General features: G+C 61.6%; 25 protein-coding genes. 17 read left to right on the forward strand and 8 right to left on the reverse strand.

The features are described 5' to 3' along the window. Positions 1-75: 75 nt before the first annotated feature. From P3C18_RS15830 to P3C18_RS15850, 5 genes are all read right to left on the reverse strand, one after another. On the reverse strand, positions 76-789 hold the full coding sequence (locus tag P3C18_RS15830; RefSeq protein WP_275962803.1) for an anti-sigma factor: 714 nt from the start codon (positions 787-789) through the stop codon (positions 76-78). Further along, complete coding sequence (locus tag P3C18_RS15835; RefSeq protein ID WP_275962804.1) at positions 786-1,334, reverse strand: sigma-70 family RNA polymerase sigma factor; 549 nt, start codon at positions 1,332-1,334, stop codon at positions 786-788. The genes P3C18_RS15830 and P3C18_RS15835 overlap by 4 nt, the downstream gene beginning before the upstream one ends. 90 nt (positions 1,335-1,424) lie before the next feature. After that, positions 1,425-2,285: a pirin family protein gene (locus tag P3C18_RS15840; protein ID WP_275962805.1), complete on the reverse strand. Its 861-nt coding sequence runs from the start codon at positions 2,283-2,285 to the stop codon at positions 1,425-1,427. After that, positions 2,285-2,683 (reverse strand): OsmC family protein, encoded by a 399-nt coding sequence (locus P3C18_RS15845; RefSeq protein ID WP_275962806.1) that lies wholly within the window; start codon positions 2,681-2,683, stop codon positions 2,285-2,287. Before P3C18_RS15845 ends, P3C18_RS15840 begins: the two co-directional genes overlap by 1 nt. Further along, positions 2,680-3,579 carry an ABC transporter substrate-binding protein gene (locus P3C18_RS15850; protein WP_275962807.1) on the reverse strand — a complete coding sequence of 300 codons (900 nt, stop codon included), beginning with the start codon at positions 3,577-3,579 and terminating at the stop codon, positions 2,680-2,682. Before P3C18_RS15850 ends, P3C18_RS15845 begins: the two co-directional genes overlap by 4 nt. Positions 3,580-3,656: 77 nt before the next feature. Here P3C18_RS15850 and P3C18_RS15855 point away from each other — a divergent pair, with 77 nt between their 5' ends. From P3C18_RS15855 to P3C18_RS15865, 3 genes are all read left to right on the forward strand, one after another. After that, positions 3,657-4,679 carry an amidohydrolase family protein gene (locus P3C18_RS15855; protein ID WP_275962808.1) on the forward strand — a complete coding sequence of 341 codons (1,023 nt, stop codon included), beginning with the start codon at positions 3,657-3,659 and terminating at the stop codon, positions 4,677-4,679. Positions 4,680-4,741: 62 nt separating this feature from the next. Continuing rightward, positions 4,742-5,206: a DUF3859 domain-containing protein gene (locus tag P3C18_RS15860; protein ID WP_275962809.1), complete on the forward strand. Its 465-nt coding sequence runs from the start codon at positions 4,742-4,744 to the stop codon at positions 5,204-5,206. Positions 5,207-5,394: 188 nt separating this feature from the next. Continuing rightward, the gene (locus P3C18_RS15865) at positions 5,395-7,020 is read left to right on the forward strand and encodes a methyl-accepting chemotaxis protein (protein ID WP_275962810.1); all 1,626 of its coding nucleotides are present in this window, start codon (positions 5,395-5,397) and stop codon (positions 7,018-7,020) included. 73 nt (positions 7,021-7,093) lie between these two features. Here P3C18_RS15865 and fabB read toward each other — a convergent pair whose 3' ends face one another. The 3 genes from fabB to P3C18_RS15880 form a co-directional block, all read right to left on the reverse strand. Beyond that, positions 7,094-8,314, reverse strand: coding sequence for a beta-ketoacyl-ACP synthase I (gene fabB, locus P3C18_RS15870; protein ID WP_275962811.1), 1,221 nt, complete (start codon positions 8,312-8,314; stop codon positions 7,094-7,096). Positions 8,315-8,326: 12 nt separating this feature from the next. Further along, positions 8,327-8,842 (reverse strand): 3-hydroxyacyl-[acyl-carrier-protein] dehydratase FabA, encoded by a 516-nt coding sequence (gene fabA / locus P3C18_RS15875; protein WP_090253349.1) that lies wholly within the window; start codon positions 8,840-8,842, stop codon positions 8,327-8,329. A gap of 174 nt (positions 8,843-9,016) precedes the next feature. Next, on the reverse strand, positions 9,017-10,939 hold the full coding sequence (locus P3C18_RS15880) for an ATP-binding protein (protein WP_275962812.1): 1,923 nt from the start codon (positions 10,937-10,939) through the stop codon (positions 9,017-9,019). A gap of 249 nt (positions 10,940-11,188) precedes the next feature. Here P3C18_RS15880 and P3C18_RS15885 point away from each other — a divergent pair, with 249 nt between their 5' ends. The 14 genes from P3C18_RS15885 (at position 11,189) to kdpB (ending at position 25,747) form a co-directional block, all read left to right on the forward strand. Next, entirely contained in the window at positions 11,189-12,211 is a 1,023-nt protein-coding gene (locus tag P3C18_RS15885; RefSeq protein WP_275962813.1) for an NAD(P)H-dependent glycerol-3-phosphate dehydrogenase, read from the forward strand. Positions 12,212-12,245: 34 nt separating this feature from the next. Continuing rightward, on the forward strand, positions 12,246-12,593 hold the full coding sequence (locus P3C18_RS15890) for a DUF4389 domain-containing protein (protein WP_275962814.1): 348 nt from the start codon (positions 12,246-12,248) through the stop codon (positions 12,591-12,593). A gap of 25 nt (positions 12,594-12,618) precedes the next feature. Continuing rightward, a complete protein-coding gene (gene sixA / locus P3C18_RS15895) occupies positions 12,619-13,083 on the forward strand; it encodes a phosphohistidine phosphatase SixA (RefSeq protein ID WP_275962815.1) in 465 nt (154 codons plus the stop codon). Between the two features lie 114 nt (positions 13,084-13,197). Beyond that, the gene (locus P3C18_RS15900; protein WP_275962816.1) at positions 13,198-14,865 is read left to right on the forward strand and encodes an AMP-binding protein; all 1,668 of its coding nucleotides are present in this window, start codon (positions 13,198-13,200) and stop codon (positions 14,863-14,865) included. A gap of 67 nt (positions 14,866-14,932) precedes the next feature. Next, positions 14,933-15,379 (forward strand): hotdog fold thioesterase, encoded by a 447-nt coding sequence (locus P3C18_RS15905; protein ID WP_275962817.1) that lies wholly within the window; start codon positions 14,933-14,935, stop codon positions 15,377-15,379. Positions 15,380-15,525: 146 nt separating this feature from the next. Next, positions 15,526-16,335: an alpha/beta hydrolase gene (locus tag P3C18_RS15910; RefSeq protein WP_275962818.1), complete on the forward strand. Its 810-nt coding sequence runs from the start codon at positions 15,526-15,528 to the stop codon at positions 16,333-16,335. Continuing rightward, positions 16,332-17,195, forward strand: coding sequence for an alpha/beta hydrolase (locus P3C18_RS15915; RefSeq protein WP_275962819.1), 864 nt, complete (start codon positions 16,332-16,334; stop codon positions 17,193-17,195). The genes P3C18_RS15910 and P3C18_RS15915 overlap by 4 nt, the downstream gene beginning before the upstream one ends. A 51-nt stretch (positions 17,196-17,246) precedes the next feature. Next, the gene (locus P3C18_RS15920; protein ID WP_275962820.1) at positions 17,247-17,909 is read left to right on the forward strand and encodes a glutathione S-transferase N-terminal domain-containing protein; all 663 of its coding nucleotides are present in this window, start codon (positions 17,247-17,249) and stop codon (positions 17,907-17,909) included. Then, positions 17,906-18,718 (forward strand): DUF4892 domain-containing protein, encoded by an 813-nt coding sequence (locus P3C18_RS15925; RefSeq protein WP_275962821.1) that lies wholly within the window; start codon positions 17,906-17,908, stop codon positions 18,716-18,718. The genes P3C18_RS15920 and P3C18_RS15925 overlap by 4 nt, the downstream gene beginning before the upstream one ends. Positions 18,719-18,805: 87 nt before the next feature. Further along, positions 18,806-19,885, forward strand: coding sequence for an AI-2E family transporter (locus tag P3C18_RS15930; RefSeq protein WP_275962822.1), 1,080 nt, complete (start codon positions 18,806-18,808; stop codon positions 19,883-19,885). A 235-nt stretch (positions 19,886-20,120) separates the two neighbouring features. Continuing rightward, complete coding sequence (locus tag P3C18_RS15935; protein ID WP_275962823.1) at positions 20,121-21,665, forward strand: YdgA family protein; 1,545 nt, start codon at positions 20,121-20,123, stop codon at positions 21,663-21,665. A 210-nt stretch (positions 21,666-21,875) separates the two neighbouring features. Next, complete coding sequence (gene kdpF, locus P3C18_RS15940; RefSeq protein ID WP_090253391.1) at positions 21,876-21,965, forward strand: K(+)-transporting ATPase subunit F; 90 nt, start codon at positions 21,876-21,878, stop codon at positions 21,963-21,965. A gap of 8 nt (positions 21,966-21,973) precedes the next feature. Continuing rightward, entirely contained in the window at positions 21,974-23,674 is a 1,701-nt protein-coding gene (kdpA, locus tag P3C18_RS15945; protein ID WP_275962824.1) for a potassium-transporting ATPase subunit KdpA, read from the forward strand. A 12-nt stretch (positions 23,675-23,686) separates the two neighbouring features. Continuing rightward, positions 23,687-25,747 carry a potassium-transporting ATPase subunit KdpB gene (kdpB, locus tag P3C18_RS15950; protein WP_275962825.1) on the forward strand — a complete coding sequence of 687 codons (2,061 nt, stop codon included), beginning with the start codon at positions 23,687-23,689 and terminating at the stop codon, positions 25,745-25,747. Positions 25,748-25,769: the final 22 nt, after the last annotated feature.

Here is a 25,769-nt window from a genome sequence, read left to right on the forward strand (position 1 = left end):
CCTGATAGCTATACCCACGAGAGAACGTCTGGATGTCGCCGACTGAAAATAAATTCAGTTTTTTTGCAAACGACCTCAGTTAACCGATGCCATAACCGCGCGGCCGATATACAGCACCTTGCCGGTTGGCCGATCCTTCGGCGAGCCGCCGGCCGGTTCCAGGGTCAGTTCGAACAGCTGGCCGGCTTGTACCGCGCCAATCTGCTCGGCAGACAGTTGCAGCGGCTTACCCGGTTCGACCAGGCCTAGGGAGCGTGGGCCGATCGCTGGGTCGATCAACGTCCAGAACTGCACCGAGCGGTCGGCCGGGATCTGATCGTCCAGCAGCGGTTGCAGGCGCAGGCTGCCAGTGCCATCCACATGCACCACCCAGCCTGGCTTGGCGGCTTCACCCGGGGCTTGCAGCACCACGGTGTAGCTATCTCCAGCCATGTCAGTGCGCCACAGGTTAGGCATGAGCGCGACGATTAGGGCGAATGCCAGCGCAGCACTGGTAAGTCGCCAGGTGGTCAGGCTCTGCCACCAAGCCAGCCAAGCATTCACCCGACTGACGGCTGGGGTCAGGCCAAGGCTGTCCTGCAGGCGCTGCCACAATTGCGCCGAGGGTGTCTGCGGTGGCAGCTGATCGCTCAGTTCAAGAAAGTGCTGTTGCCACTGCAGGGCCATTTGCGCGGCTTCACTGTCGTGCTCGATCAGCTCGCGCACTTCAGCGGCTTCGGCCTCATCAAGCAGGCCCAGGACGTATTCGCCAATCAAGGCGCGGCGTTCGGCAGGTTGCTGCGTAATCATGCTTGCAAACACTCCTGCAGTGCGCGCAGACCGGCGCGAATACGGCCTTTGATGGTGCCCAGCGGGGTGGTCAGGCGGTTGGCGATCTGTTCATGGGTCAGGCCGCGGTAGAAGGCCAGCAGAATCGGGTGACGGCGGTTGCGTTCGATGCCCTGCAGGCAGCGGCGCAGTTGCTGCTGTTCACCTTGCTGCTCCAGCAGTTCGGCGGCCTGCGGGCTGTCGTCAGCGGCACGTTCGATAAAGTCGTCATCCATCTCCACCGTGCGACCACGGCTGCGCAACTGATTCAGCGCGCGGTAGCGCAGAATGCTGTAGATCCACGCACGGCCACTGCCAAGCGCGCGCTGAAAACGCTGGGCGTTGCGCCAGATCTGCACAAAGGCATCGTGCACGCAGTCTTCGGCTTGGTCACGGCGGCCGAGCAGGGTGATGGCCAACCCGAGCATTTGCGCGGCCTCCTGTTGGTAGAGCGCCTGGAATGCGCGGTCGTCCTGCCGGGCGCAGGCTTCCAGATGGCTTTCGTAATCAAACAGCGGCTGCGCCATGCACTGGGTTCCTGAGTGTGTGAGCGTGCCAAGGGTTATACCCGAGCACCTGCGCTTTGGATGTCTCGGGAGTGCAACAAATCTTCTCCGTCAGCGCGGCAGCTCGATGCGCTCGGTCTCGCCTGGCACTGTTGGCCAGTCCTGCGCCGCCCAGCGCTCACGCGCCTGATCAATCAAGGCCGGGTCGCTGGCGACGAAATTCCAGTTGATCCGCCGTGGACCAATCGGCGCACCGCCAATCAATACCAGGCGGCTCTCGCCGCAGGCGCTGAGGGTGTAGGTCTCGCCTTCGGGTAGCACCTGCAGGCCCCGCAGCGGCAGTTGCTGATCGTCCAGTGTCACCTCGCCGTCAATCAGGTACAGCGCGCGCTCGGCATGCTCGGCGGGTATCTGCAGTGCGCTGCCTGCGGCCAGCTTGATTTCGGCATAGATAGTGGGCGACAGCACGGGCACCGGTGATTGCAGGCAGAAGCCGGTGCCGGCGATCAGGCAGATGTCCACGCCCATGCTGGTGCTGCGCGGCAGGCTGTCGGTGGGGTGATGGCTGTAGCTGGGTTCGCCTTGCTCCTCTGCGGCGGGCATGGCCAGCCAGACCTGCAGGCCGTGCATGTGCGAGCCGTTTTCCCACAAATCCTGCGGGGTGCGCTCGACATGCGCGACGGCACGGCCTGCGGTCATCCAGCTGACTTCGCCGGGGCTGACCAGCTGATTTGAGCCGAGGCTGTCCCTGTGTTGCAGTTGCCCCTTGAACAGGTAGGTGAGGGTGGACAGGCCGATATGCGGGTGCTGGTTGATATTCATGCCGCTGCCGGCTGGGTAGGTGTTTTCCAGAATATGGTCGAAGAACACGAACGGCCCAACGCTGCGGCACTTGGCCGAGGGCAGGGGGCGCAGGATAGGTTGACCGCCGAGGTTTTCCGGGCGCGGCTGGATCAGCAGAAAATCGCTCATTACGCGCCCTCACTCAGCTGGGTATTGACCTGAACTTCGCTGCTGGTCATCAGTTTGTGGATCGGGCATTTGTCGGCGACGCGCAGCAGCTGTTGGCGTTGTGCGTCATCCAGCGCGCCGTGCAGGGTCAGTTCGACATCCAGGCGGTAGATGCCCTGGCGTTCCTGGCTGTCATCGCGGTTGAGCTTTACGTCGAGGCCTTCCAGCGGCAAACCACGTTGCTTGGCATACAGCGCCAGGGTCAGTGCCTTGCACGCGCCGAGCGCAGCATCGAACAGGTCATGGGGTTCAGGCGCTGAACCTGCACCGCCCAGCTCCACTGACACGTCGCTGTGCAGGGTGTGCGGGCCAATGCTGATGCGCTGCAGCAGGCCTTTGTCGTTGCTGATGCTGATCATTTGAGCTCCTTGGGCTGAAACCATAATTCCTTGCGGGAAAATGGCGTTGCAGGGGGTAAGTCGGGGTTGTGCAATTCGATGATGCGCCGCTTATGCAAATTGGCCTGACGCAACGTGTCGCCATGGTACTGCTCGAACAGGCGCTGAAAACTGCCATCGGCAATCATCGCCTCCAGGCCGCGCTCAATGTCGGCAGCCAGGTCCGGGCGGTTGCGTGAGGTGAAGAAATAGAACGCTGTTGGGTAATGCAGCAGCAGGTGGTTGTCGATGCTCAGCGCCAGCCCGCTTTCCGCCGCGCGCGCCTGCTCCTGCCAGGCCACCACGACTTCACGGGGAAACAGATCGAAACGCCCGGCGGCGAGCATCTGGAACAAACCGCGATAGTGCTGGCTGGTCACCACCTTCAGGCCATTGGCCCGCAGGATCGCCGTGTCCGGCCAGTCGTGGCGTTGGCCGAAGCTGAAGCGTTTAAGTTCATCGAGGTTCTCCACCGTAGCCAGTTGCTCGGCATCCGCGCTGCGCTGCAGCAACACACGCCAGCCGATCAGGCCTCGGTAGATCGGGATGCGGATCGGTAGCAAGCGTGCTTCACGCTCACGGGTGGTCATGGTCCACATCACCTGCACGCTTTTGCTGTCGTGCTCGATGGCCAGCAAGGCGCGGCTTTGCGCCATGGGCACGGGTGTGGCTTGTAGCTGGTAGCGTCCGGGTGTGCGCTCCAGCGCCGCGGTTAGCAGTGCCAGGGCATAGGCTTCGGGATCAATGCCGTCCGAGTGCAGCGGGTAGTTCAAGCGCTCTGCGGCATGGGCTGTTGCCAGGTTGCACAGCGCAACAATCAGCAGTGCCTGCAGGTAGTTGGGCCAGGTGCGTTGCCGGTGGGTCGAGGCTGAAGCCATTGCAGCAATCCTGGTTTCTGAACTAGACCTCAGTGTAGTGAGTCAATTGTGCTCACGTCTTCAAGGAGGATTGAGGTTTGAGGCGACTTGCATTGAGTCTTGCGGCTTTAGTCACTGTTTGCAGCCCGTTGGCGCTGGCCCGTGATTACCGTTTTAGTGATGCCCATCTGCATTACGTGGATTTCTTTCAGGAAAGCGCGGGCATGACCGAGCTGTTCGAGCAGATGGCTGCCGGCAATATCGAGCATGTGATGCTCTCGGGCATTCCGGTGGCGAAGAAGTGGGATGAAGACGAACCCAAGCGCCCGCGTTACTACGCCGGCGACGATGCCAATGCCTATTGGTACAGCGCCACCGATGTGCTGGTGGCACATGCCTACAAACAGGTGCCCGCCGAGCAGCGCAAGCGCCTGCATCCGTTTCTCTCCGGCTTCAACCCGAATGACAAGAATGCCGATGCGCATATCCGCCGTATGCTCGAACTCGACCCAGGGTTGTGGCAAGGCATCGGCGAGATTTTTACCCGGCATGACGACCTCACTGCGCTGATTCATGGTGATGCGCCACGGGCTAACAACGAAGCTCTGGCGCGAGTCTTCCATCTGGCTGCCGAGTACGACTTGCCGGTGATGCTGCATTCCAATATCACCTCCAAGCGTGAGCGCAATCCGCTCTACCTGCAGGAAATCGAGGACCCACTGCGCAATCATCCGCATGTGCGATTTATCTGGGCGCATGCTGGCACCAGCATGGAAATTCATCGGCATCAGGAAAAGCTGGATTTCCTCCTGCCCACCCTTGCGCGGATGCTCAAGCAGTACCCCAATCTGTATATCGATCTGTCCTGGACCATGCTCCAGCCGTATTTACTGGATGCCAACGGCCAGCCTGATGCGGCCTGGATAAAGCTGGTCAGCAGCTACCCGGCGCGCTTTATGCTCGGCTCCGATGTGGTTGGCCGTTTTAATGGATTGGCGGGTTATATGAACGGCTTTAAGCCGTTTCTCGATGCCTTGCCGGAGAAGGTTGCCCATCAGGTGGCGCGCGATAACTTCCTCGCGGTGCTGCCGCGCCAAGTGCAGGCTGAGCTGCTGGAGTAGAGCTGTCATAGCCTTGTCACACGGGTGTCATAGGCTCGCGCCATCTAAAAAAGGAGCGCGACATGCAATACACCCGTTTTAGTGCCCTGGCCGCACTTGTATTGAGCAGCAGCCTGGCGCAGGCCGAAGTCCGGGTAGAAGGCCCGGTCGAGTACGGCGTTTTCGCCAGCAACTATCAGGACTTCCAGGAAGGCGAGCGGGTGTTAACCCGTAGCAACCAGCAAATTGAGCAGGGCGAGGTGATTCCCGCCAAGCTCGGCACCAAATTCGGCCTGCGCTACAGCCTGGCCGGCAAGGTGGCCGATGATTCGCCGCTGACGTTGCTCTATCTCACCCCCGGCGTGGTCACTCCGCAAGGCACGCGCCACGACAAGTTCGTGGTGACGCAAAAGCTGGTCCCCGGCGCACCGCAGGATGTCATGGCCTTTGAATTCACTGAAAAACATGAAGTGGTGCCAGGTGAGTGGCACTTTATGGTGTTTCAGGATGACCGCAAATTGCTGGAGCAGCGGTTTACCGTGCGCTGAAATTACCTGAAGTCGTAACCCTAAACCCGAGCCCAGGCTCGGGTTTTTTTATGTGCAAGCGGTCAAGAATCTAGTGCTAGAGTCGATACGGAGTCTGTAGATATTGGCTGAAGGTCTTAAGGCATTCATAAGGATAGTGGCCATATGCTATCGAACAAGCTGCTTCAGAACCCTAAAGGACGGCCGTGATGACCCTAAGAAATCTCAATATTGCGCCCAGAGCATCGCTGGGCTTTGGCCTGGTGGCGCTATTGGTGCTGATACTCGGCGGCTTTTCGCTGCTGCAGATGGCAGAAATGAACAAGCAGTCGGAGCAGGTAAACCAAAACTGGTTGCCCAGCATTCTGAGTCTGGGTGAGATGAACCAGGATGTTCTGCGACTGCGTGCGCTGACCCTGCGCTTGATGCTCAATACCGATGAGACCATGACTCGACAGAATCTGGCCCGTGTCGAAGAGCTCAAAGGCATGTTGGGCAAGGCGCAAGGCACTTATGAAAAGCTGATTTCCAGTGCAGAAGAAAAGAGCGCTTATGGGCGTTTCAAGCAGGCTGAAGGCAACTATCTGCAAGAGCAGAGCAAGATCGTCGATGCAATACGGCAAGGTGATCGGGATGCGGCCCTGGCGGTCGCCAACGGTCCGCTTAACGGTCACGCCGACAGTATGGCCAAGGCGCTGGTCGAGCTTTCTGAACTGAACCGGGTTGGCGCCAATGCCGCCGCTGACGCGGCTGATGCGGTATTCGCCAGCGCACGGTTGTGGTTCATGGTGATGATCGCCCTGGCGCTGGGCCTGACGGTGATTCTGGCACTGCTGCTGACCCGCAGCATCGTCGCGCCGCTGACCGAAGCGGTGCGGGTGGCTGAAGTGGTGGCGAGCGGCAACTTGACCCAGTCAATCGAGGTGCAGGGCAGTGATGAACCGGCGCGTTTGCTGAGCGCCTTGAAAAGCATGCAGCAGAGCTTGCGCAGCACCATCCAGAATATTTCCGACTCCTCCACGCAGCTGGCCTCGGCCTCAGAAGAACTCAGCGCGGTGACCGAAGATTCGACCCGCGGCTTGCATCAGCAGAACAATGAAATCGAGCAGGCGGCTACAGCGGTTAATGAAATGACCAGCGCGGTGGAAGAGGTGGCACGCAACGCCGTCAGCACCTCTGAAGCCTCCAGCGAGTCCAATCGCACAGCGCAGCATGGCCGCGAGCAGGTGCGCCAGACTGTCGAGTCGATCAGTCACCTGGCGGATGACGTGACCCATACCGCTTCCGAAGTTGAGCAACTGGCCGGTCAGGTGCGCGACATCAGCAAGGTGCTGGATGTGATCCGCTCGATTGCTGAGCAGACCAACCTGCTGGCGCTGAACGCAGCGATTGAAGCGGCGCGAGCCGGTGAAGCCGGGCGCGGTTTTGCCGTGGTAGCCGATGAGGTGCGGGCCTTGGCGCATCGCACTCAGCAGTCGACCCGTGAAATCGAGCAAATGGTCAGCGGTATTCAGCAGGGCACCGACAAGGCGGTTAACGCCATGCAGAACAGCAACAGCCGCGCGCGTTCAACCCTGGATGTGGCCAAGGCGGCCGGCCAGGCACTGGATGAGATTGCGGCCGCCATTTCGCAGATCAACGAACGTAATCTGGTGATCGCCAGCGCCTCGGAAGAACAAGCCCAAGTGGCCCGCGAAGTCGACCGTAACCTGGTGAATATCCGTGATCTGTCGATGCAGTCTTCGGCGGGCGCTAATCAGACCAGTGCGGCCAGCCAGGAATTATCACGGCTAGCCGTGGACCTGAATGCACTGGTGGCGCGCTTCTCGATCTAATCAAGGAAACAGCCACAATAAAAAGGCCATCCCGAGGGATGGCCTTTTTTATGCTGCAAACGCAGGGTGAGGCTTACTTGCCAGCCCAGCGCTTGAGTACCAGGGTGGCGTTGGTGCCGCCGAAGCCGAAGCTGTTGCTCATCACGGTGTCGAGCTTGGCGTTTTCGACGGTGCTGCGCTGGATCGGCAGGTCGGCGATTTCCGGGTCGACTTCGTCGATGTTGACCGAGCCGGCGATGAAGTTGCCTTCCATCATCAGCATGCAGTAGATCGCTTCCTGTACGCCGGCGGCGCCCAGGGAGTGACCAGACAGACTTTTGGTCGAGCTGATGGCGGGCGCCTTGGCGCCAAACACTTCACGTACTGCGCGGCTTTCTGCGACGTCGCCGACCGGGGTCGAGGTGCCGTGGGTGTTCAGGTAGTCGATGGGCGTATCGACGGTGGCCAGGGCCTGCTGCATGCAGCGCACTGCGCCTTCACCGCTTGGGGCAACCATGTCGTAGCCGTCGGAGGTTGCGCCGTAGCCGACGATTTCCGCGTAGATCTTCGCGCCGCGAGCAAGGGCATGCTCTAGCTCTTCGACTACCACCATGCCACCACCGCCGGCGATGACGAAACCGTCACGCTTGGCGTCGTAGGCACGCGAGGCTTTTTCCGGGGTTTCGTTGTACTGGGTGGAGAGGGCGCCCATGGCGTCGAACAGGAAGCTCTGGCTCCAATGCTCTTCTTCACCGCCGCCGGCAAATACCACGTCCTGCTTACCCAGCTGGATCTGCTCCATGGCATTACCGATGCAATGGGCGCTGGTGGCGCAGGCCGAAGAGATCGAGTAGTTGACGCCCTTGATCTTGAATGGCGTAGCCAGGCAGGCGGATACGGTGCTGCCCATGGTGCGCGGTACACGGTACGGACCGACGCGCTTGACGCCTTTCTCGCGCAGGATGTCCATGGCCTCCATCTGGTTGAAGGTCGACGCGCCGCCGGAGCCTGCAATCAGACCCACGCGTGGGTTGGAGATGTCTTCCGCGCTGAGGCCCGAATCCTTGATCGCCTGCTCCATGGAGAGGTAAGCGAAGGCTGCGGCATCACCCATAAAGCGATAGACCTTGCGGTCGATCAGCTCTTCCAGGTTGAGATCAACCGAGCCGGATACATGGCTGCGCAGGCCCATTTCGGCATAGGCAGGGTTGAAACGGATGCCTGACTTGCCAGCACGCAGGTTGGCAGAGACGGTGGCTTTGTCATTGCCCAGGCAGGAAACGATGCCCAGGCCGGTAATCACGACGCGACGCATGCGATGAGTCCCTTAGAAATTGTCGGTAGAGGTGAACAGGCCAACCCGCAGGCCTTCGGCGCTGTAGATTTCGCGGCCATCAACGCTGACGCTGCCATCGGCAATAGCCAGGACCAGGGAGCGGGCGATGGTGCGTTTGATATGAATGTTGTAGGTGACTTTCTTGGCGGTCGGCAGAACCTGGCCGAAGAACTTCACTTCGCCCGAACCGAGGGCACGGCCGCGGCCGGGGTTGCCCTGCCAGCCGAGGTGGAAACCGACCAGCTGCCACATGGCATCCAGGCCCAGGCAGCCTGGCATCACCGGGTCGCCTTCGAAATGGCAGGCGAAAAACCACAGATCAGGAGTGATATCGAGCTCGGCGACTATTTCGCCCTTGCCGTACTTGCCGCCGGTGTCGCTGATGTGGGTGATGCGATCGATCATCAGCATGTTCGGCGCGGGCAGTTGCGCATTACCTGGGCCGAATAGTTCGCCGCGACCGCAAGCGAGCAGTTCTTCCCGGGTGAAGGCGTTTTGTTTGGTCATGCGAGCTCCTCAATATGTCCCATGCGCCAAGGCTGGGCGAATCGTCCTGGCTGGCGGCGCAGTCTGCTGCGCCTGCCAACAGCCTAGTCATAGACTGTTGCGTTGTGGTGAAAGTCACAGCCTTGTGAGTACAGTTGTACTCCGCTCTTCTTGGCCTGTCATAGACCTATGGCTCTAGCCTGCAGCAGTTGAGCCTTCTTGACTACCCGTCGAAGGTCGAGGGGGTAGCCAGCGCTGTAGGATTCGCTGCAAATCTGCCCGTTTAAAGGGTTTTGCCAGGTAGTCATTCATACCCGATTGCAGGCAGGCCTCGCGGTCGCCCTGCAGGGCGTTGGCGGTCAGGGCGATGATCGGCAATTCAGTGCAACCGGCTAGGCGGCGGATCTGCCGTGTGGCCTCGTAGCCATCCATGATCGGCAGGCGGCAATCCATCAGAATCGCTGCATATTTCTGCTGGCTGACCTGATGCACGGCCTGGGCGCCATCACCGACCAGGCTGACCTGATAGCCCAGGCTACGCAGCATGGCTTCGATAACGGTCTGGTTGACCGGGTTGTCTTCAACCAGCAGCACCGGCTGGCCGTTGCCCTGGTCAGTCGGCAGTGGTGTGTCGCTGACAGCGGGGGCGACCTGCTGGGAAAACGGCAGTGGCACCTCTAGGGTAAACACCGAGCCCTGGCCTTCCTGGCTGACCGCGCGCAGGGTGCCGCCCATGCGTTCGGCAAGGGTACGGGCAATCGGCAAACCCAGCCCGGTGCCGCCGTAACGTCTTGAAATAGAAGTGTCGGCCTGCTGGAAGGCATCGAACATATGTTCCAGCCGCTCGGGGGAGATACCGATGCCGCTGTCGTGTACCGCGCAGCTGAACCACAGCACCTGGTTGTCCAGCGCCTGCCAGGTGCTGTGTACGCGGATACTGCCGTTTTCGGTGAACTTCAGGGCGTTGCCGATCAGGTTGACCAGAATCTGCCGAATCCGCGTCGGGTCGCCCTGTACCTGCAGCTGTTCCAGGCCGCTCTGGGTGTCCAGCAGCAGCTGCAGGCCGCGCTGCTGGGCGCTGTGCTGGAACACCTGAATCGAGCTTTGCAGCAGATCGAGCAGGCTGAAGGGGATGCGTTCCAGCTCCAGTGCGCCGCGCTCAATGCGTGAGAAGTCGAGAATATCGTTGATGACTTTCAGCAGGTGCTCGGTGGATTCGGTGGCCAGCGCCGCATATTCCGCCTGCTCCTGGGTCATCTCGGTGGTTTCCAGCAGCTGCAGCATGCCCAGCACGCCATTCATCGGCGTACGCAACTCGTGGCTCATCATCGCCAGAAAGTCGGATTTGGCGCGGTTGGCCAGCTCCGATTGCTCGCGGGCCTGAATCAGTAGGGTCATGGCCCGCTGCTGTTCTTCACTGGCGCTGGCCAGGCCGTGGGCGAGGTTGTTGATATGCCGCGCCAGGGCCTGCAATTCGCCTTCACCGACTTCGGGCAGGGTGGTCTGGTAGTTGCCGGCCTGGATCGCGCTGACGGCTTCCCCCATGGCGCTCAGCGGCTGTGACAAGTGACGGGCCAGGCGGCGGGCGAGAATAAACGTCAGGGCCAGGGCAAACAGGGCGAGCAGGGTGGCTTTGAACAGGATTTCCTGCTGGCGGGTGTTGAAGGCATCGTTGGACATGCCCACAACGACATAACCCAGGTAGTCATCGGTCAGCGTCTGCTGGGTGGGGGTGTTCAGCGCCGCACGTTGCAGATGGATCGGCGCCTGGAATACTTCGACCTGGCTGCTGGCGTGGCCGCTGCCGGGCGTTTGTTCGACGTATACGAGGATCTTGCCGGTGTGGTCGCGCACTTCCAGAAAACGCACATGCGGGGTCTTCAAGGTGGCTTGCAACAGGGCATCGAGCACATCGAGGTTGCCGGAAATCACCCCGTAGGTGCTGGCCGGCGCCAACTGGCTGGCGATCAGCTGGCCATAATGGTTGAGCTCCTGACGCAGGTCCTGCAGGCGGGCAAAGGTGAAGAAGCCGGTGAGCAGCAGGGTCAGCAGCAGGGCGGGGCCGACACTGATCAATTGCGTACGGGTATGGATATTCCAGCCACGGCGCAGGATCATCGGGCCACTCCGCTGCTACGCAGAATGTGCGGGCGCTGGAGAACTGGCCGGTTTTTCGCGGTCTCAGGGTGAAGCCGGGCTTGGGTGCTATCGATCACGCCACAACCTTGTTTGCGTTTGAAAGCCTGCATGTTAACTGAGCTGCTTGGCTTTGCCAGTGCTAGCCGCGCAGCTAAAGCTGGCTGCATACGGACGCCGCCGTATAATGCGAGCGATTCGCCACTTTCAATGGTTTACCACGGATGCGTTATGACTGATCAGCACCCCATCGCAGTGCTTGGCGGCGGTAGCTTCGGCACTGCGATTGCAAATTTGCTGGCCGAGAATGGCCAGCACGTCCTGCACTGGATGCGCGACCCACAACAGGCCCAGGCGATTCGGCTGACCCGTGAAAATCCGCGTTACCTCAAAGGCATCAAAATTCACCCAGGCGTTGACCCGGTAACCGACCTGAGCGCGACCCTGAATGCCTGCCAGTTGATCTTTGTTGCCTTGCCCTCCAGTGCATTGCGCCAGGCGCTGCAGCCGGTGGCTGAGTTGCTGAGCGGCAAGTTGCTGGTGAGCACCACCAAGGGCATCGAGGCGCAGAGTTTTCTGCTGATGAGCCAGATTCTCGAAGACATCGCTCCGCAGGCGCGTATTGGCGTGCTGTCCGGACCGAACCTGGCGCGTGAAGTGGCCGAACATGCGCTAACCGCGTCGGTCGTCGCCAGCGAGGACGAAGACCTTTGCCTGCAAGTGCAGGCCGCGCTGCACGGGCGCACCTTCCGCGTGTATGCCAGTGGCGACCGCTTTGGCGTCGAGTTGGGCGGGGCGCTGAAGAACGTTTACGCGATCATCGCTGGTATGGCGGCGGCCATGGGCATGGGCGAAAACACCAAGAGCATGCTGATTACCCGCGCGCTGGCGGAAATGACCCGTTTTGCGGTCAAGCTGGGCGCCAACCCCATGACCTTCCTCGGTCTGGCCGGGGTGGGCGATCTGATCGTCACCTGCTCCTCGGCGAAAAGCCGCAATTACCAGGTCGGCTTTGCTCTCGGCGAGGGGCTGAGTCTGGAGGATGCCGTGGCGCGCTTGGGTGAAGTGGCGGAAGGGGTGAACACGATCAAGGTGCTGAAGGCCAAAGCCGAGGAATTGCAGGTCTATATGCCCCTGGTGGCGGGCCTGCATGCCATTCTGTTCGAAGGGCGCACCCTGGATCAGGTGATCGGCGCGCTGATGCGTGGCGAGCCGAAAACCGATGTCGACTTTATCCCCACCAGCGGTTTCTGAGTTTTACCTTTCTAGACCTTATAAGGAGATGAACATGAGTGATGACAATCAGCAACTGCAGCGCGAATCGATTCTGCTGCGCATCCTCTGGATGGTGATCTTCACCATCGTCTGGCAACTGGCGGAAATCCTCCTGGGCGCCGTGGTGTTGCTGCAGCTGGGTTATCGCCTGTTTTACGGTGCGCCGAATGCCGGCCTGCTGGGCTTTGGTGACAGTCTGAGCCAGTACCTGGCGCAGATCGGCCGCTTTGGCACCTTTAATAGCGATGAAAAGCCTTGGCCGTTTGCCGACTGGCCAACCCCGCAAGCGCCGCAGGGTGAAACCCCGCACAGCATTCCGCCGGCGGCCCACCCGGTGCGTGACGAAGAGCCGAAGCTTTGACTGGTCGGCTGATGGGGGCCGGGCGGTGAAGCTGTGGCTCCTGCGTCACGGTGAAGCCGAACCGGTTGCACGCACTGATGCCTCGCGCAACTTGACGGCCTATGGCCAGCAGCAGGTGCGTGAGGCGGCTGTGCAGCTGCAGGGCCGGCCGTTGCGCGCGGTGTTGGTCAGCCCCTATGTACGGACGCAGCAGACGGCGGACCTGATCTGCGATGTGCTGGCATTTGCCGGTGTCCGGCAGACCGTGTCCTGGCTGACGCCGGAAAGTGATCTACGCCAAACGCTGCGGGAACTGGATGGCTATGCCTTCGACGAGCTGTTGCTGGTCACCCATCAGCCGTTGGTTGGTGCTTTGGCGGGTTTATTGATACACGGCCATCGCCAACAACCACTGCCGATGAATACTGCCAGCCTGGCGCTGCTGGAAGGTGATGAGCTGGCCGCTGGGTTGATGGCGTTGGCTATCCATAAACACCCAGCCCGTTCCTGACGCCTCACTACACACCGAAACATTTCTCCTCTTGCGGGCCGCCTTTGTGCGTGGAATAGTCAAACCAAGCAATTGCTTGGTTGGCTCCACAAAAACAACAAAGGAGGAAGCCCTGTGGCTGATGCAATCCGTTTGCCGCTTGAGGTGTTTTATGAGCGCGAGGCTCGGCACCCGAATAAACGCTACATGGTGCAGCCGCTGCCGGGCGGTCAGCTGCAGGAACTGAGTTGGGCCGATGTCGGCGAGCAGGCGCGCCGTGCGGCCAACTGGCTGCGCAGCCGCGAACTGCCGCAGGGCAGCCGCATTGCGATCATTTCCAAAAACTGTGCGCACTGGATCGTCACCGACCTGGCGATCTGGATGGCCGGGCACGTCTCGGTGCCGCTCTATCCCAATCTCACTGCCGAGTCTGTCGGCCAGGTGCTGCGCCATTCCGAAGCGGCGCTGGTGTTTGTCGGCAAGCTGGATGATTGGCCGGCCATGGCCCCCGGTGTGCCGCAGGATGTGCCGACCATCGGCCTGCCACTGCGTCCGCAGGGCGAGTTCAGTTTTACCTGGGATGACCTGCAGGCCTGCACGCCGATTCAGGACAACCCCAAGGCGGCGGCCGATCAGCTCGCCACCATCATCTACACCTCCGGCACCACCGGCACGCCGAAAGGCGTGATGCATCACTTCAATAACTTCGGCTTTGCCGCCAGCCACGCCATCGAACTGTTTGGCGTCTGTGAGCAGGATCGGGTGCTGTCCTACCTGCCGCTGTGCCATGTGGCCGAGCGTATGTTTGTCGAGCTGGCGTCGATCTACGCCGGGCAGACAATCTTCTTCGCCGAAAGCCTGGATACTTTCCTCGAAGACCTCAAGCGCGCGCGGCCAACGGTAATGTTTGGCGTGCCGCGGATCTGGACCAAGTTCCAGATGGGCGTCTACAGCAAGATGCCGGCCGAGAAACTGGATTTCCTGCTCAAGCTGCCAATCATCGGCCGCATCGTCGGCAAAAAGGTGCTGGTCGGCCTGGGCCTGGATGCCGTGCGTTATGCGCTGTCCGGCGCGGCGCCGGTGCCTGAAGCGCTGCTCAACTGGTACAAGCGCCTGGGCCTGGATGTGCTGGAGGTGTATGGCATGACCGAGAACTGCGGTTACTCGCATGTGTGCCGGCCAGGCAAATTCAAACAGGGCTGGATCGGTCAGAACAGCCCGGGCGTTGAGGTGCGCATCGCTGAGGATGGCGAGGTGCAAGTGCGCAGCGGCGCGACCATGCAGGGTTACTACAAAGATCCGGAAAAGACTGCAGAAACCATCACCCCCGATGGCTTCCTGCGCACTGGCGACAAGGGTGAACAGGATGCCGAGGGTAACCTGCGCCTGACCGGGCGGATCAAGGAAATCTTCAAGACCAGCAAAGGCAAGTACGTCGCCCCGGCGCCAATTGAAAACCGCCTGGGTGAGCATTCGCGCATCGAGCAGGTGTGTGTGGTCGGCGATGGTATGGCCCAGCCCATGGCCCTGTGTGTGCTGTCTGATGTAGGTCGCAGTGAAGCTCTCAACGGCGCGCGTGGTGAGCTGGAAAACAGCCTGAAAAAGCTCCTGGAAGAGGTCAACCAACGTCTCGACAAGCACGAGCGGCTGCAGCGCTTGGTGCTGGTCAAAGAGGTGTGGGCGGTGGATAACGGCTTTCTCACGCCTACCCTGAAGATCAAGCGCGCGGTGGTTGAAGGCGCCTATGGCGAACGCTTCGACGAGTGGACCGCTCGCAGCGAAGCGGTGCTCTGGCACGAGTGATCAGGCGTGTGGCCGGCATGCAGTGTGCCGGCCACGTTCTGGCTGAATCGACCCTAAAGGACTGACCATGGCCCTCTGGCAGCAAACCCCGAATCTCGAACAGCTCAACGCGTTTCTGAAAAACACCATCGGCGAGCAACTGGATATCCGCTTCGAGTCGTTCGATGACGAATCGCTGACCGCCAGCATGGTGGTCGATGCGCGCACTCACCAACCCTACGGCCTGCTGCATGGTGGCGCCTCAGTGGTACTGGCGGAAACCCTCGGCTCCACCGCCAGCCATCTGTGCATCGACAGCAACAAGTTCTACTGCGTCGGCCTGGAAGTGAACGCCAACCACCTGCGCGGTTTGCGCAGCGGTCGGGTCAAGGCTGTCGCGCGCGCCGTGCACCTGGGGCGCACCACCCACGTCTGGGATATCCGCCTGAGTGGCGAGGATGGTAAGGCCAGCTGTATTTCCCGGCTGACCATGGCCATTGTGCCGTTGGGTGAAAATGGCCCGGCGCTGCGTTAATCCGTAAAACCCGCCATTGCCGCTCCGGCTGGCGGGCCTCCCATCAGCTTTGGCTATAGTGCCGTCATTCACTGGCCGTTTTGTCATTGCTGCATCGCTGGTGCTGCCGGACAATCATCGGCAACTTTCCAGATAAGCCCGCCGCCATGACCCAGTCCGTGTTCTTCGCCCATGCCAACGGCTTTCCCTCGGCCACCTACGGCAAGCTGTTTGCCGCGCTGGCGCCTGACTATTCGGTGCAGCACCTGGAGCAGCACGGCCATGACCCGCGTTTTCCGGTGAATGACAACTGGAGCAACCTGGTCGATGAGCTGATCCATCACCTTGAAGCCAACCAGCAGCCGGTATGGGGTGTGGGCCATTCCCTTGGCGGCGTGCTGCATTACCACGCCGCTTTGCTGCGCCCCGAGCTGTACCTGGGCGTGGTGATGCTCGATTCGCCAGTGCTGACCCTGGCCGACAAGATGGTGATTCGCGCGGCCAAACGCTTCGGCTTTATCGACCGCATCACCCCGGCCGGGCGCACCCTGGGTCGGCGTGAGGAGTTTGTCGACCTGGCCGAGGCGCGCGGCTATTTCGCCGGTAAAGGCCTGTTCCGCCGCTTTGATCCCGAATGCCTGGACGCCTATGTGCAACACGGCCTGCAAGCGGCGGGCAATAACCTGCGCCTGCGTTTTGATCCCGCCACGGAAATCAGCATCTACCGCAGCGTGCCGCACACCAGTCCGGGGCGGCCGCAGCAGCTGAAAGTGCCGCTGGCCATGGTGCGTGGCCGGCACAGCCGGGTGGTACTGCCGCACCACGCCCATCTGGTACGACGCGTGCCGAAGGGCGAATACCTGACGTTACCCGGCGGCCATATGTTTCCCTTGGAACGCCCGCAAGATACCGCCGAGCTGCTGAAAAAGCTGTTCCAGCGCTGGGCCGGACAACCTGCAAGCGAGCAAAGCGCATGAGCCTGAATTTCGAAGAAGTCCGTCTGCGCCTGCCGCATATCGAGCTGGCCGCCCACCTGTATGGCCCCGAAGACGGCGTGCCGGTGATTGCCCTGCACGGCTGGCTGGACAATGCCGCCAGCTTTTCCCGCCTGGCGCCGCTGTTGCCGGGGCTGCGTATCGTCGCCCTGGACTTTGCCGGCCACGGCCATTCCGATCACCGCCCGCCGGGCAGCAGTTACGCCATCTGGGACTATGCCCACGACGTGCTGCAGGTCGCCGAGCAGTTCGGCTGGCAGCGCTTTTCCCTGCTCGGGCATTCCATGGGCGCGATTGTCTCCGTGCTGTTGGCGGCGGCCATGCCGGAGCGTATCGAGCGCCTGGCACTGATTGACGGGCTGATTCCCTATACCGGTGAGCCGGACACGGCGCCGCAGAAACTCGGCGAAGCGCTCAAGGCGCAGCTGGCGCTGGCCGGCAAGAGCAAGCCGGTGTATGCCGAGTTTGCTCGCGCCGTGGAAGCACGGATGCGTGGCGTCGGTGCAGTCAGCCGTGAAGCCGCCGAGTTGCTCGCCCAACGCGGCCTAATGCCAGTACCCGGTGGCTACACCTGGCGTACCGACAGCCGCCTGACCCTGCCGTCGCCGCTGCGTCTGACCCAGGCCCATGCGCTGGCGTTTGTGCGCAACCTGCACTGCCCGGCCAAACTGGTGATGGCGCAGCAGGGCATGCTGCTCGCGCAGCCGAGTATCACTCAGCTGGTCGAAGGCCTGGCCATCGAGGTGGCGCAACTGCCTGGCGGCCACCATCTGCACCTGGATGACGATGCGGGCGCGGGCTTGGTAGCAGACTGTTTCAAAGCTTTCCTGGGCGCGCCTTGACTTGCTAAAGGCAACTGGGGAAAGGTGTCGGCGATACCCACGGAGATTCGCATGATCGACCTGTATACCGCCGCCACCCCTAACGGCCATAAAGCGTCCATCGCACTGGAAGAGTTGCAACTGCCGTACAGCGTGCAGGCTTTGAGTTTCGACAAGCAGGAGCAGAAGGCTGCGGCCTTTCTCAAGATCAATCCCAATGGCCGTATTCCGGCGATTGTCGACCGCGCTAATGATGATTTCGCCGTGTTCGAATCCGGCGCCATTCTGCTGTATCTCGCCGAGAAAACCGGCCAGCTGCTGCCCAGCGACGCCAAGGGCCGCTCGCGGGTAATCCAGTGGCTGATGTTCCAGATGGGCGGAGTCGGCCCGATGCAGGGCCAGGCCAATGTGTTTTTCCGTTATTTCCCGGAGAAGCTGCAGGGCCCGATCGACCGTTATCAGCATGAAACCCGCCGTCTTTATGAAGTGCTCGACACGCGCCTCGGCGAGTCGCAGTACCTGGCTGATGACTACAGCATCGCCGATATCGCCACCTACCCGTGGGTGCGCATCCATGACTGGGCCGGCGTCTCGGTTGATGGCCTTGAGCATCTGCAGCGCTGGATGGCTGAGCTGGCTGAACGCCCTGCGGTGCAGCGCGGTTTGCTGGTGCCGCAGCGCGAGGAAGACAGCGAGAAAATTGTTAAAGCTGCCCAAGGAATGTTGATCAAATGAGCCGCCTTAATCGTTACTGCCTCGCTCTGAGCCTGCTGCTGGCCAGCTCCGTTGTCTGGGCCGACGTGGTCGGCAGCCAGGACCTCGACGTGCTGCCGCGCTTTGCCGGGAGCAAGATTGTCAGCTTCAAGGATGTTGCCGAGCAGGAGCGCATCTACCCGCAAGGGACGATTCGGCGCATCAGCGGCACCCTGCGATATGAGCGCGAAGTAGCAGCTCAGGGCCGTGTCACTGCGGTGACCTATGAGTTGCCGCGTACTCATTCGGCCAATGAGGTATTCGCCAGCGCCCGTGAAACCCTGCAAGCCGAGGATGCCGAATTGCTCTACTGGTGTGTGGGCCGCGAGTGCGGCTCAAGCAGCCTGTGGGCCAACGCGGTGTTCGACAACGCCACCCTGACCGGCTCGGATGACCAGCAGACTTACGCGCTGCTGCGCCTGGCCGAGCCGCGCCAGGACAGCCTGCTGGCGCTGTACAGCATCACCCGTGGCAACAGGCGCGCCTACCTGCATGCCGAGTTGCTAACGGCCAATGCAACCTTGGGTGAACTGTTGCCGACCCCAGCCACCCTGCAGCGCCAGTTGAAAAGCACCGGTGAACTGCGCCTGGCCAAGCAGGTCGAACCCAGCGCTGCCTGGGTTGAGCTGCTGGCGCGTAGCCTCAAGCTCGACAGCACTTTGCGTGTGACCATCAGCGGCGCTCAAGCCGAAGCCTGGCGTGAAGCGCTGGTTGAGCAGCGCGTGCGCGCCAGCCGCCTGGAGCTGGGTGACGTAGATGTGAGCGGCGTGCAACTCAACGTGCTGCGCTAAGACGCCACTGTCGGTACTCTGTTGTTAATTGATCCGGCTCTGTCCCTTGTGGCAGAGCCTTTTTGCGTTGTGCAGGGAGCTGCTTGAATGGCCAATAACGATCGTTTGCTGGTGCAGATACTGCTGCTGGTGCTGTTGGGCGCCAGCCTGTGGGTGTTGGCACCGTTCTGGTCGGCGCTGTTCTGGGCGGCAGTGTTGTCGTTTGCCAGCTGGCCGGTGATGCGCGTGCTGACCCGCCTGCTGGGCGGTCGTCAGGCGCTGGCGGCGGGGCTGCTGACCCTGGCCTGGACCGTGGTGGTGGCCGTGCCGTTGGTGATGCTTGGCTTCAATCTGGCGGACCACATCAAGGATGTCACCGCCTTGCTCAAGGATTTCCAGGTCGACGGCTTGCCGCCGGCACCCGCCTGGCTGGCCGGCGTGCCATTTGTTGGTGAGCGTCTGGTGGGCTTCTGGATGACCATTGACCAGCAGGGCGCGGCGTTTTTCGCCACCGTGCGGCCGTATCTGGGGCAGGTCGGCAACTGGCTGCTGGCGCGCAGTGCGCAGATCGGTGGTGGCATGCTGGAGCTGGCGTTGAGCCTGATTCTGGTGTTCTTTTTCTACCGTGACGGGCCGCGTCTGGCCGCGTTTGCCGAAAGCTTGTTGCAGCGTCTGATTGGTGATCGCGCCGAGCATTATCTGGAGCTGGTCGCCGGCACCGTGCAGCGGGTGGTCAACGGGGTGATCGGTACTGCCGCCGCGCAGGCGATTCTGGCTTGGATCGGTTTCACCATCGCCGGTGTCCCCGGGGCCTTGGTGCTCGGCATCATGACCTTCGGCTTTAGCTTGATCATGGTTCCGCCGCTGATCTGGGGCCCGGCGGTGGCCTGGCTGTTCTGGCAGGGCGAAGTCGGCATGGGTGTATTCCTGCTGATATGGGGCTTCCTGGTGATCAGCGGCGTCGACAACATCCTCAAACCCTACCTGATCAGCCGTGGCGGCAACTTGCCATTGATCGTGGTGCTGCTCGGGGTGTTTGGCGGCATTCTGGCGTTTGGTTTTATGGGGCTGTTTCTCGGCCCAACCTTACTGGCCGTGGCCTACAGCCTGCTCAGTGACTGGGTCGGTAGCCCGGTTGTAAACACCGCTGCGAGAAGCACCGAGGCGGCCGATAAGCCGCTCAGCTAAGACCGCGCTGCAGTTCGAGCCGGTTGGCATTCTCGGCAAATTTCCCCGGCGGCGTCTTGGTCGCCTGTGGCCGCGGTGGTAGCCTTGCTGCGCTTCGCGGCCGCTCCACGGCTTGCGCAGCCAGGCGTTGGCCGCAAGCCCAACGCCGCGCCTCAAGCCGCAACACTGCTTTGCAGTGGCATAGGCGGTAGCAGGGAAGCCCCACACCTTTAACGGACACGCAGGATTACCCCCCATGAAGAAAATTGCAGGCAGCGCCCTTGGCGCAGTTGTCGTTCTCGGCGCATTGAGCACCGCAGGCGCCTGGTATACCGGTCAGCAGCTTCCAGCGGTGCTGGAAACCTCGATTCAGCAAGCCAACCAGGATATGGGCAAAACCCTGCCGGCCCTGGGCCTCAGCGCCACCATCGAGCTGGTTTCCCTGGAGCGTCAGCTGTTCAGCAGCAACGCGCGCTACCGCATTCAGTTTGCCGGCAGCCTGGATGGCGAATCGCCGAGCAACTTCGAGTGGTTCGTCACCGACCGCATCGAGCATGGGCCATTCCCGCTTTCGCGATTGAAAACCCTCAAGCTGCTGCCCGTTATGGCCACCAGCAACTATGCGCTGGAACGCAGTCCGGAGCTGGAGAAGTGGTTCGCCGGCAGCCAGGGCGGTGCGCCGCTGCAGGGCCAGGTCAGCCTCGGTTATGACCGTTCGCTGAGTGGCAACCTGCGTGTGCAACCGCTGCAAATGGCGCTGGATGAGCAGACCAATATCGATTTCAGCGGCCTGGAAATCGACTTCGACAGCAGCGCCAATGTCGAGAAAATCAGCGCCAGCGGCGTGATGGAAAGCTTCAAAGTCACCTCAACCCTGGCCACCGATGAAAGCATGCGCCTTGAGTTCAAGGGCATGAACCTCACCAGCAACACCCGCAAGGGCGTCAGCGATTTTTACCTGGGGCAGAACGAGGTGCGTCTGCAGCAGATCGAGCTGCAGATTGGCGAGAGCGCGCCCATCCTGTTCAAGGATTTCGTCCAGCGTGATGAAACCAGCGAAGCCAACCAGCAGCTGTCGGCGCGTTACAGCTATGACGTCGGCATGATCAGCTACCAGGGCAACGACATCGGCTCTTCGCAGATGCTCTGGACCGTGAAGAACCTCGACGCGGCGGCTCTGCAATCGATGGTCGAGCTGTACGGCACGCTGCTGCAGAGCGGCAAGGTCGACAGTGAAAGCGGTATGCCGCAGCTGACCGACGAGCAGACCGCGCAGTTCAAGACCGACCTGGAAAAACTCCTGGCCGGCAAACCGGGCCTGGCCCTGGAAAAACTCGCGTTCAAGACMGCCAACGGCGAGAGCAGTTTCAGCTTTGGTCTGGACATGGATAAGCCGGCGTCCTTTGACTTGCCGGCGCCTGAGCTGGCCAAGCAGCTGATCGCTCAGCTGGATGTCAAGTTGCTGGTGTCCAAGGCGATGATTACTGATGTGATTGGCGTGCAGGCCACCCTGGCCGGGGAAACGGACAAGGAAGCGATTGCTCAGCAGGCTGCAATGGTCGGTGAAATGGCCAGCGGTATGGCGGTGGCCAGCGAGCTGGCCGTGCTGCAGGGCGAGGACATCAGCTCCAGCCTGCACTACGCCAACGACCAGGTGACCTTCAACGGCAAGCAGATGACCGTGGACCAGTTCGTGGCGTTGGCCATGAGCAGCGGCGGCGGTCTGGCTGGCATGGGCCATGAAGCCCCGGCCGATGAAGTGCTGCTGGACGACAGCGAGGTTGAAAGTACCCTTCAGTAAAGCCTTCAGCGCTACGCCACCGGCGTAGCCTGCGCGGTAAAAACGGCCAGACGACCTGTAAAGCAGGGCGCCTGGCCGTTTTTGTTTGTCCGCGGCCTGCGATCTTTACGCTTTCTTTATGCCGGGCGGCACCGCCCGCACTCGTTCCTTTACGCCCTGGTTGCCGACAATTTGCCCCAAGCGGTAGCCACCGTAACAAGGAGCAAACACATGAGCATTCTCGACGGGGTGTCCCTAGGCCTGGCCTTGGGACTTTTCATCTATTTGTTGGTTGCGCTACTGCGCGCTGATCAGGCGTAGGGGCGCATATGCACAGTTACGATTTCACCTTGATCCTGGCGTTCTTCGTCCTGGTTCTGCTGCCGGCGCCCTTTATCGGGCGTTACCTGTACCGCGTGATGGAAGGCGAAAAAACCTGGCTCAGCCCCGTGCTGCAGCCGGTCGAGCGGCTGTGCTACCGAGTCGCCGGTGTCGATAGCAACCGCGAGCAGGACTGGAAAACCTACAGCCTGGCGTTGCTGGCCTTCACCCTGATCAGCCTGCTGACGCTGTTCGCCATCCTGATGCTGCAAGGCAGTTTGCCGCTCAACCCTCAGCAATTGCCGGGGTTGGAGTGGACGCTGGCGTTCAACACTGCCGTGAGTTTCGTCACCAATACCAACTGGCAGGCGTATAGCGGCGAAGCGCAGATGAGTTATTTCAGCCAGATGGTTGGCCTGGGCGTGCAGAACTTCGTCAGCCCGGCGGTTGGCCTGGCCGTGCTGGTGGTGTTCTGCCGCGGTATAGCGCGGCGTTCGAGCAATAGCGTCGGCAACTTCTGGGTCGATCTGACCCGTGCCACGCTCTACGGCCTGCTGCCGTTCTGCCTGGTTCTGGCGCTGTTTCTGGTGTGGCAGGGCGTGCCACAAACCTTCCTCGAATACGTCACTGCGCACACCATCGGCGGCACCGATCAGGTTGTGCCACTTGGGCCGGCAGCCAGCCAGATTGCCATCAAGCAGTTGGGCACCAACGGCGGCGGTTTCTTCGGCGTCAACTCGGCGCATCCGTTCGAGAACCCCACGGCCTGGAGCAACCTGTTCGAGGTGGCCTCGATCATCCTGATTCCCGCTGCGCTGCTGTTCACCTTCGGTCATTACGTCAAAGACCTGCGCCAGAGCCGTGCGTTGCTGGCCTGCATGCTGATTTTGTTCAGTGTCGGTCTGGGCGGCACTCTGTATGCCGAGCATCAGCCGAACCCTGCGTTGGCCGCATTGCCGATTGAGCAGAGCGGTTCGCTGGAAGGCAAGGAAAGCCGCTTCGGCACCACGGCCTCGGCGCTGTGGGCGGTGACCACCACGGCCGCCTCCAACGGCTCGGTCAACGCCATGCACGACAGCTTCAGCGCGCTGGGCGGGATGATCCCGCTGTTCAACATGATGCTTGGTGAGGTGATCTTCGGCGGTGTCGGTGCTGGCCTCTACGGCATGCTGTTGTTTGTGCTGATCGCGGTCTTCCTCGCCGGCCTGATGATCGGCCGCACCCCGGAATACCTCGGCAAGAAGCTTGAAGCCCGCGAAGTACGCCTGCTGGTGGCCACCTTGCTGGTGATGCCGCTTGGTGTGCTGGTTCTGGGTGCCCTAGCAGCCACTCTGCCAGGACCTGCTGAATCCATCACCAACCCAGGCGCGCATGGCCTTAGCCAGGTTCTCTATGCCTACACCTCGGGTACMGGCAACAACGGTTCAGCCTTTGCCGGCTTTGGCGCGGGCACCCCGTACCACAACCTGATGATTGGCCTGGCCATGCTGCTTGGGCGCTTCGGTTACATCCTGCCGATTCTGGCGATTGCCGGCAGCCTGGCAGCGAAGAAACGCTCGCCGGTGGGCAGCAACAGTTTCCCGACCCACGGCCCGCTGTTTGTCACCTTGCTGACCTTGACCGTTGTGCTGATCGGCGGTCTGACCTTCCTGCCGGCACTGGCCCTCGGCCCGATTGCCGAACACCTGACTCTGTTCCAGGGCTTCTAAGGGAGAACCATGATGAATGCCCAAACTCAAGTAAAAAGCCCGGCGCTGAACAGCGCCCAGGCACAGCCGAAAACCTCCCTCGCCGCACTGTGGAGGCCGGCGCTGCGCCAGGCTTTCGTTAAGCTTGATCCGCGCCAGCTGTTGCGTTCGCCGGTCATGCTGGTGGTTGAACTCACAGCTGTGGTGACCACCGTGCTGTGCTTTATCCCCAACCCTCAGGTCTCCACCGGCCTGGCCGTGCAGATTGCTCTGTGGCTGTGGTTTACCGTGCTGTTTGCCAACTTCGCCGAAGCGCTGGCTGAAGGCCGTGGCAAGGCCCGTGCTGACAGCCTCAAGGCCGGTAGCCAGGGCCTGAATGCGCGGCGCAAGAATGGTCAGCAGTTCGAAACCGTGGCAGCCAGCAGCCTGCGCCGGGGCGATATCGTGCGGGTCGAGGCCGGCGAGCTGATCCCCGGTGACGGCGAAGTCGTCGAAGGTATCGCCGCAGTCAACGAAGCGGCGATTACCGGCGAATCCGCGCCGGTAATCCGCGAGTCCGGTGGTGACCGTTCGGCCGTCACCGGCAACACCCGGGTGGTTTCCGACTGGTTGCTGGTGCAGATCACCGCCAACCCCGGCGAGTCGACTCTGGACCGGATGATCGCCCTGGTCGAAGGCGCCAAGCGGCAGAAGACGCCTAACGAAGTGGCGCTGGATATTCTGCTGATCGGCCTGAGCCTGATCTTCCTGCTGGTGGTGGCCACACTGCAGCCGTTCGCCCGTTACTCTGGCGGCGACTTGCCGCTGGTGTACCTGGTGGCGCTGCTGGTAACGCTGATTCCAACCACCATCGGCGGCCTGCTCTCGGCCATCGGTATTGCCGGCATGGACCGCCTGGTGCGTCTGAATGTGATCGCCAAGTCCGGCCGCGCGGTGGAAGCGGCGGGGGACGTGCATGTGCTGCTGCTCGACAAGACCGGCACCATCACCTTCGGTAACCGCCGTTGCAGCGCGCTGTACAAGGCGCCGGGGGTTTCCGGCAAGCAGCTTAGCGACGCGGCATTGCTGGCTTCTCTGGCGGATGACACCGCCGAAGGCAAGTCGATTGTCGAATACCTGCGTGCGCTGAATACCATGGTTGAGCCTGAGCGCAGTGCGATCAAATCGATTGCCTTCAGTGCCGAGACGCGTCTGTCCGGCGCCGACTACAACGGCCACAGTTACCGCAAGGGCGCAGTGGATGCGGTGCTGCTGTATCTGGGCATCCAGCGCAGCGACGTGCCGCCGGTATTGGCCCGTGAAATCGAGAAAATCGCCCAGAGCGGCGGTACACCCTTGCTGGTAGCCGGTGACGGTCAGTTGCTCGGCGCCATTCACCTCAAGGACGTGGTGAAACCGGGCATTCGCGAACGTTTTGCCGAGCTGCGTGCCATGGGCATCCGCACCGTGATGGTGACCGGCGACAATCCGCTGACCGCCGCCGCCATTGCCGCCGAAGCGGGCGTCGATGACGTGATCGCCGAAGCTACCCCGGAGAAGAAGCTGCAGCGCATCCGCAGTGAGCAGGCCGAAGGCAAGATGGTCGCCATGTGCGGCGACGGTGCCAACGACGCCCCGGCCCTGGCCCAGGCCGATGTGGGCCTGGCGATGAATGACGGCACCCAGGCCGCGCGTGAGGCGGCGAATCTGGTCGACTTGGACAGTGATCCGACCAAGCTGCTCGACGTGGTGCAGGTGGGCAAGGAGCTGCTGGTGACCCGCGGCGCGCTGACCACCTTCTCGGTGGCCAACGATGTGGCCAAGTACTTCGCCATCCTCCCGGCGCTGTTCGCCGGCATCTACCCGCAGCTCGGCGCACTCAACCTGATGCAGCTGCACAGCCCGCAGAGCGCGATTCTCTCGGCCATCGTGTTCAACGCGCTGATCATCGTCGCGCTGATTCCGCTGGCCCTGCGTGGGGTGCGCGTGCAGGCCGCCGATGCTGCCAGCCTGCTGCGCCGCAACCTGTTGATCTACGGCCTGGGCGGCCTGCTGGCGCCCTTTGTCGGGATCAAGCTGATTGATCTGCTGTTGGTGGCCATCGGCCTCGTTTAACCAAGCGCAATCCGTAGCCCGG

It is taken from the genome of Pseudomonas sp. 1928-m (genome assembly GCF_029269135.1).
Lineage (GTDB): Bacteria > Pseudomonadota > Gammaproteobacteria > Pseudomonadales > Pseudomonadaceae > Aquipseudomonas.

Bases quoted from the DNA above. Each gene is read 5' to 3' on its own strand.
- P3C18_RS15865 (WP_275962810.1), top strand. From the start codon at position 5,395: ATGACCCTAAGAAATCTCAATATTGCGCCCAGAGCATCGCTGGGCTTT.
- P3C18_RS15905 (WP_275962817.1), top strand. From the start codon at position 14,933: ATGGCCCTCTGGCAGCAAACCCCGAATCTCGAACAGCTCAACGCGTTT.
- kdpF (WP_090253391.1), top strand. From the start codon at position 21,876: ATGAGCATTCTCGACGGGGTGTCCCTAGGCCTGGCCTTGGGACTTTTC.
- P3C18_RS15850 (WP_275962807.1), bottom strand. From the start codon at position 3,579: ATGGCTTCAGCCTCGACCCACCGGCAACGCACCTGGCCCAACTACCTG.
- P3C18_RS15890 (WP_275962814.1), top strand. From the start codon at position 12,246: ATGAGTGATGACAATCAGCAACTGCAGCGCGAATCGATTCTGCTGCGC.
- P3C18_RS15885 (WP_275962813.1), top strand. From the start codon at position 11,189: ATGACTGATCAGCACCCCATCGCAGTGCTTGGCGGCGGTAGCTTCGGC.
- P3C18_RS15925 (WP_275962821.1), top strand. From the start codon at position 17,906: ATGAGCCGCCTTAATCGTTACTGCCTCGCTCTGAGCCTGCTGCTGGCC.
- P3C18_RS15915 (WP_275962819.1), top strand. From the start codon at position 16,332: ATGAGCCTGAATTTCGAAGAAGTCCGTCTGCGCCTGCCGCATATCGAG.
- P3C18_RS15910 (WP_275962818.1), top strand. From the start codon at position 15,526: ATGACCCAGTCCGTGTTCTTCGCCCATGCCAACGGCTTTCCCTCGGCC.
- P3C18_RS15920 (WP_275962820.1), top strand. From the start codon at position 17,247: ATGATCGACCTGTATACCGCCGCCACCCCTAACGGCCATAAAGCGTCC.
- fabB (WP_275962811.1), bottom strand. From the start codon at position 8,314: ATGCGTCGCGTCGTGATTACCGGCCTGGGCATCGTTTCCTGCCTGGGC.
- P3C18_RS15880 (WP_275962812.1), bottom strand. From the start codon at position 10,939: ATGATCCTGCGCCGTGGCTGGAATATCCATACCCGTACGCAATTGATC.
- P3C18_RS15860 (WP_275962809.1), top strand. From the start codon at position 4,742: ATGCAATACACCCGTTTTAGTGCCCTGGCCGCACTTGTATTGAGCAGC.
- P3C18_RS15830 (WP_275962803.1), bottom strand. From the start codon at position 789: ATGATTACGCAGCAACCTGCCGAACGCCGCGCCTTGATTGGCGAATAC.
- P3C18_RS15845 (WP_275962806.1), bottom strand. From the start codon at position 2,683: ATGATCAGCATCAGCAACGACAAAGGCCTGCTGCAGCGCATCAGCATT.
- kdpB (WP_275962825.1), top strand. From the start codon at position 23,687: ATGAATGCCCAAACTCAAGTAAAAAGCCCGGCGCTGAACAGCGCCCAG.
- P3C18_RS15840 (WP_275962805.1), bottom strand. From the start codon at position 2,285: ATGAGCGATTTTCTGCTGATCCAGCCGCGCCCGGAAAACCTCGGCGGT.
- fabA (WP_090253349.1), bottom strand. From the start codon at position 8,842: ATGACCAAACAAAACGCCTTCACCCGGGAAGAACTGCTCGCTTGCGGT.
- P3C18_RS15835 (WP_275962804.1), bottom strand. From the start codon at position 1,334: ATGGCGCAGCCGCTGTTTGATTACGAAAGCCATCTGGAAGCCTGCGCC.
- P3C18_RS15930 (WP_275962822.1), top strand. From the start codon at position 18,806: ATGGCCAATAACGATCGTTTGCTGGTGCAGATACTGCTGCTGGTGCTG.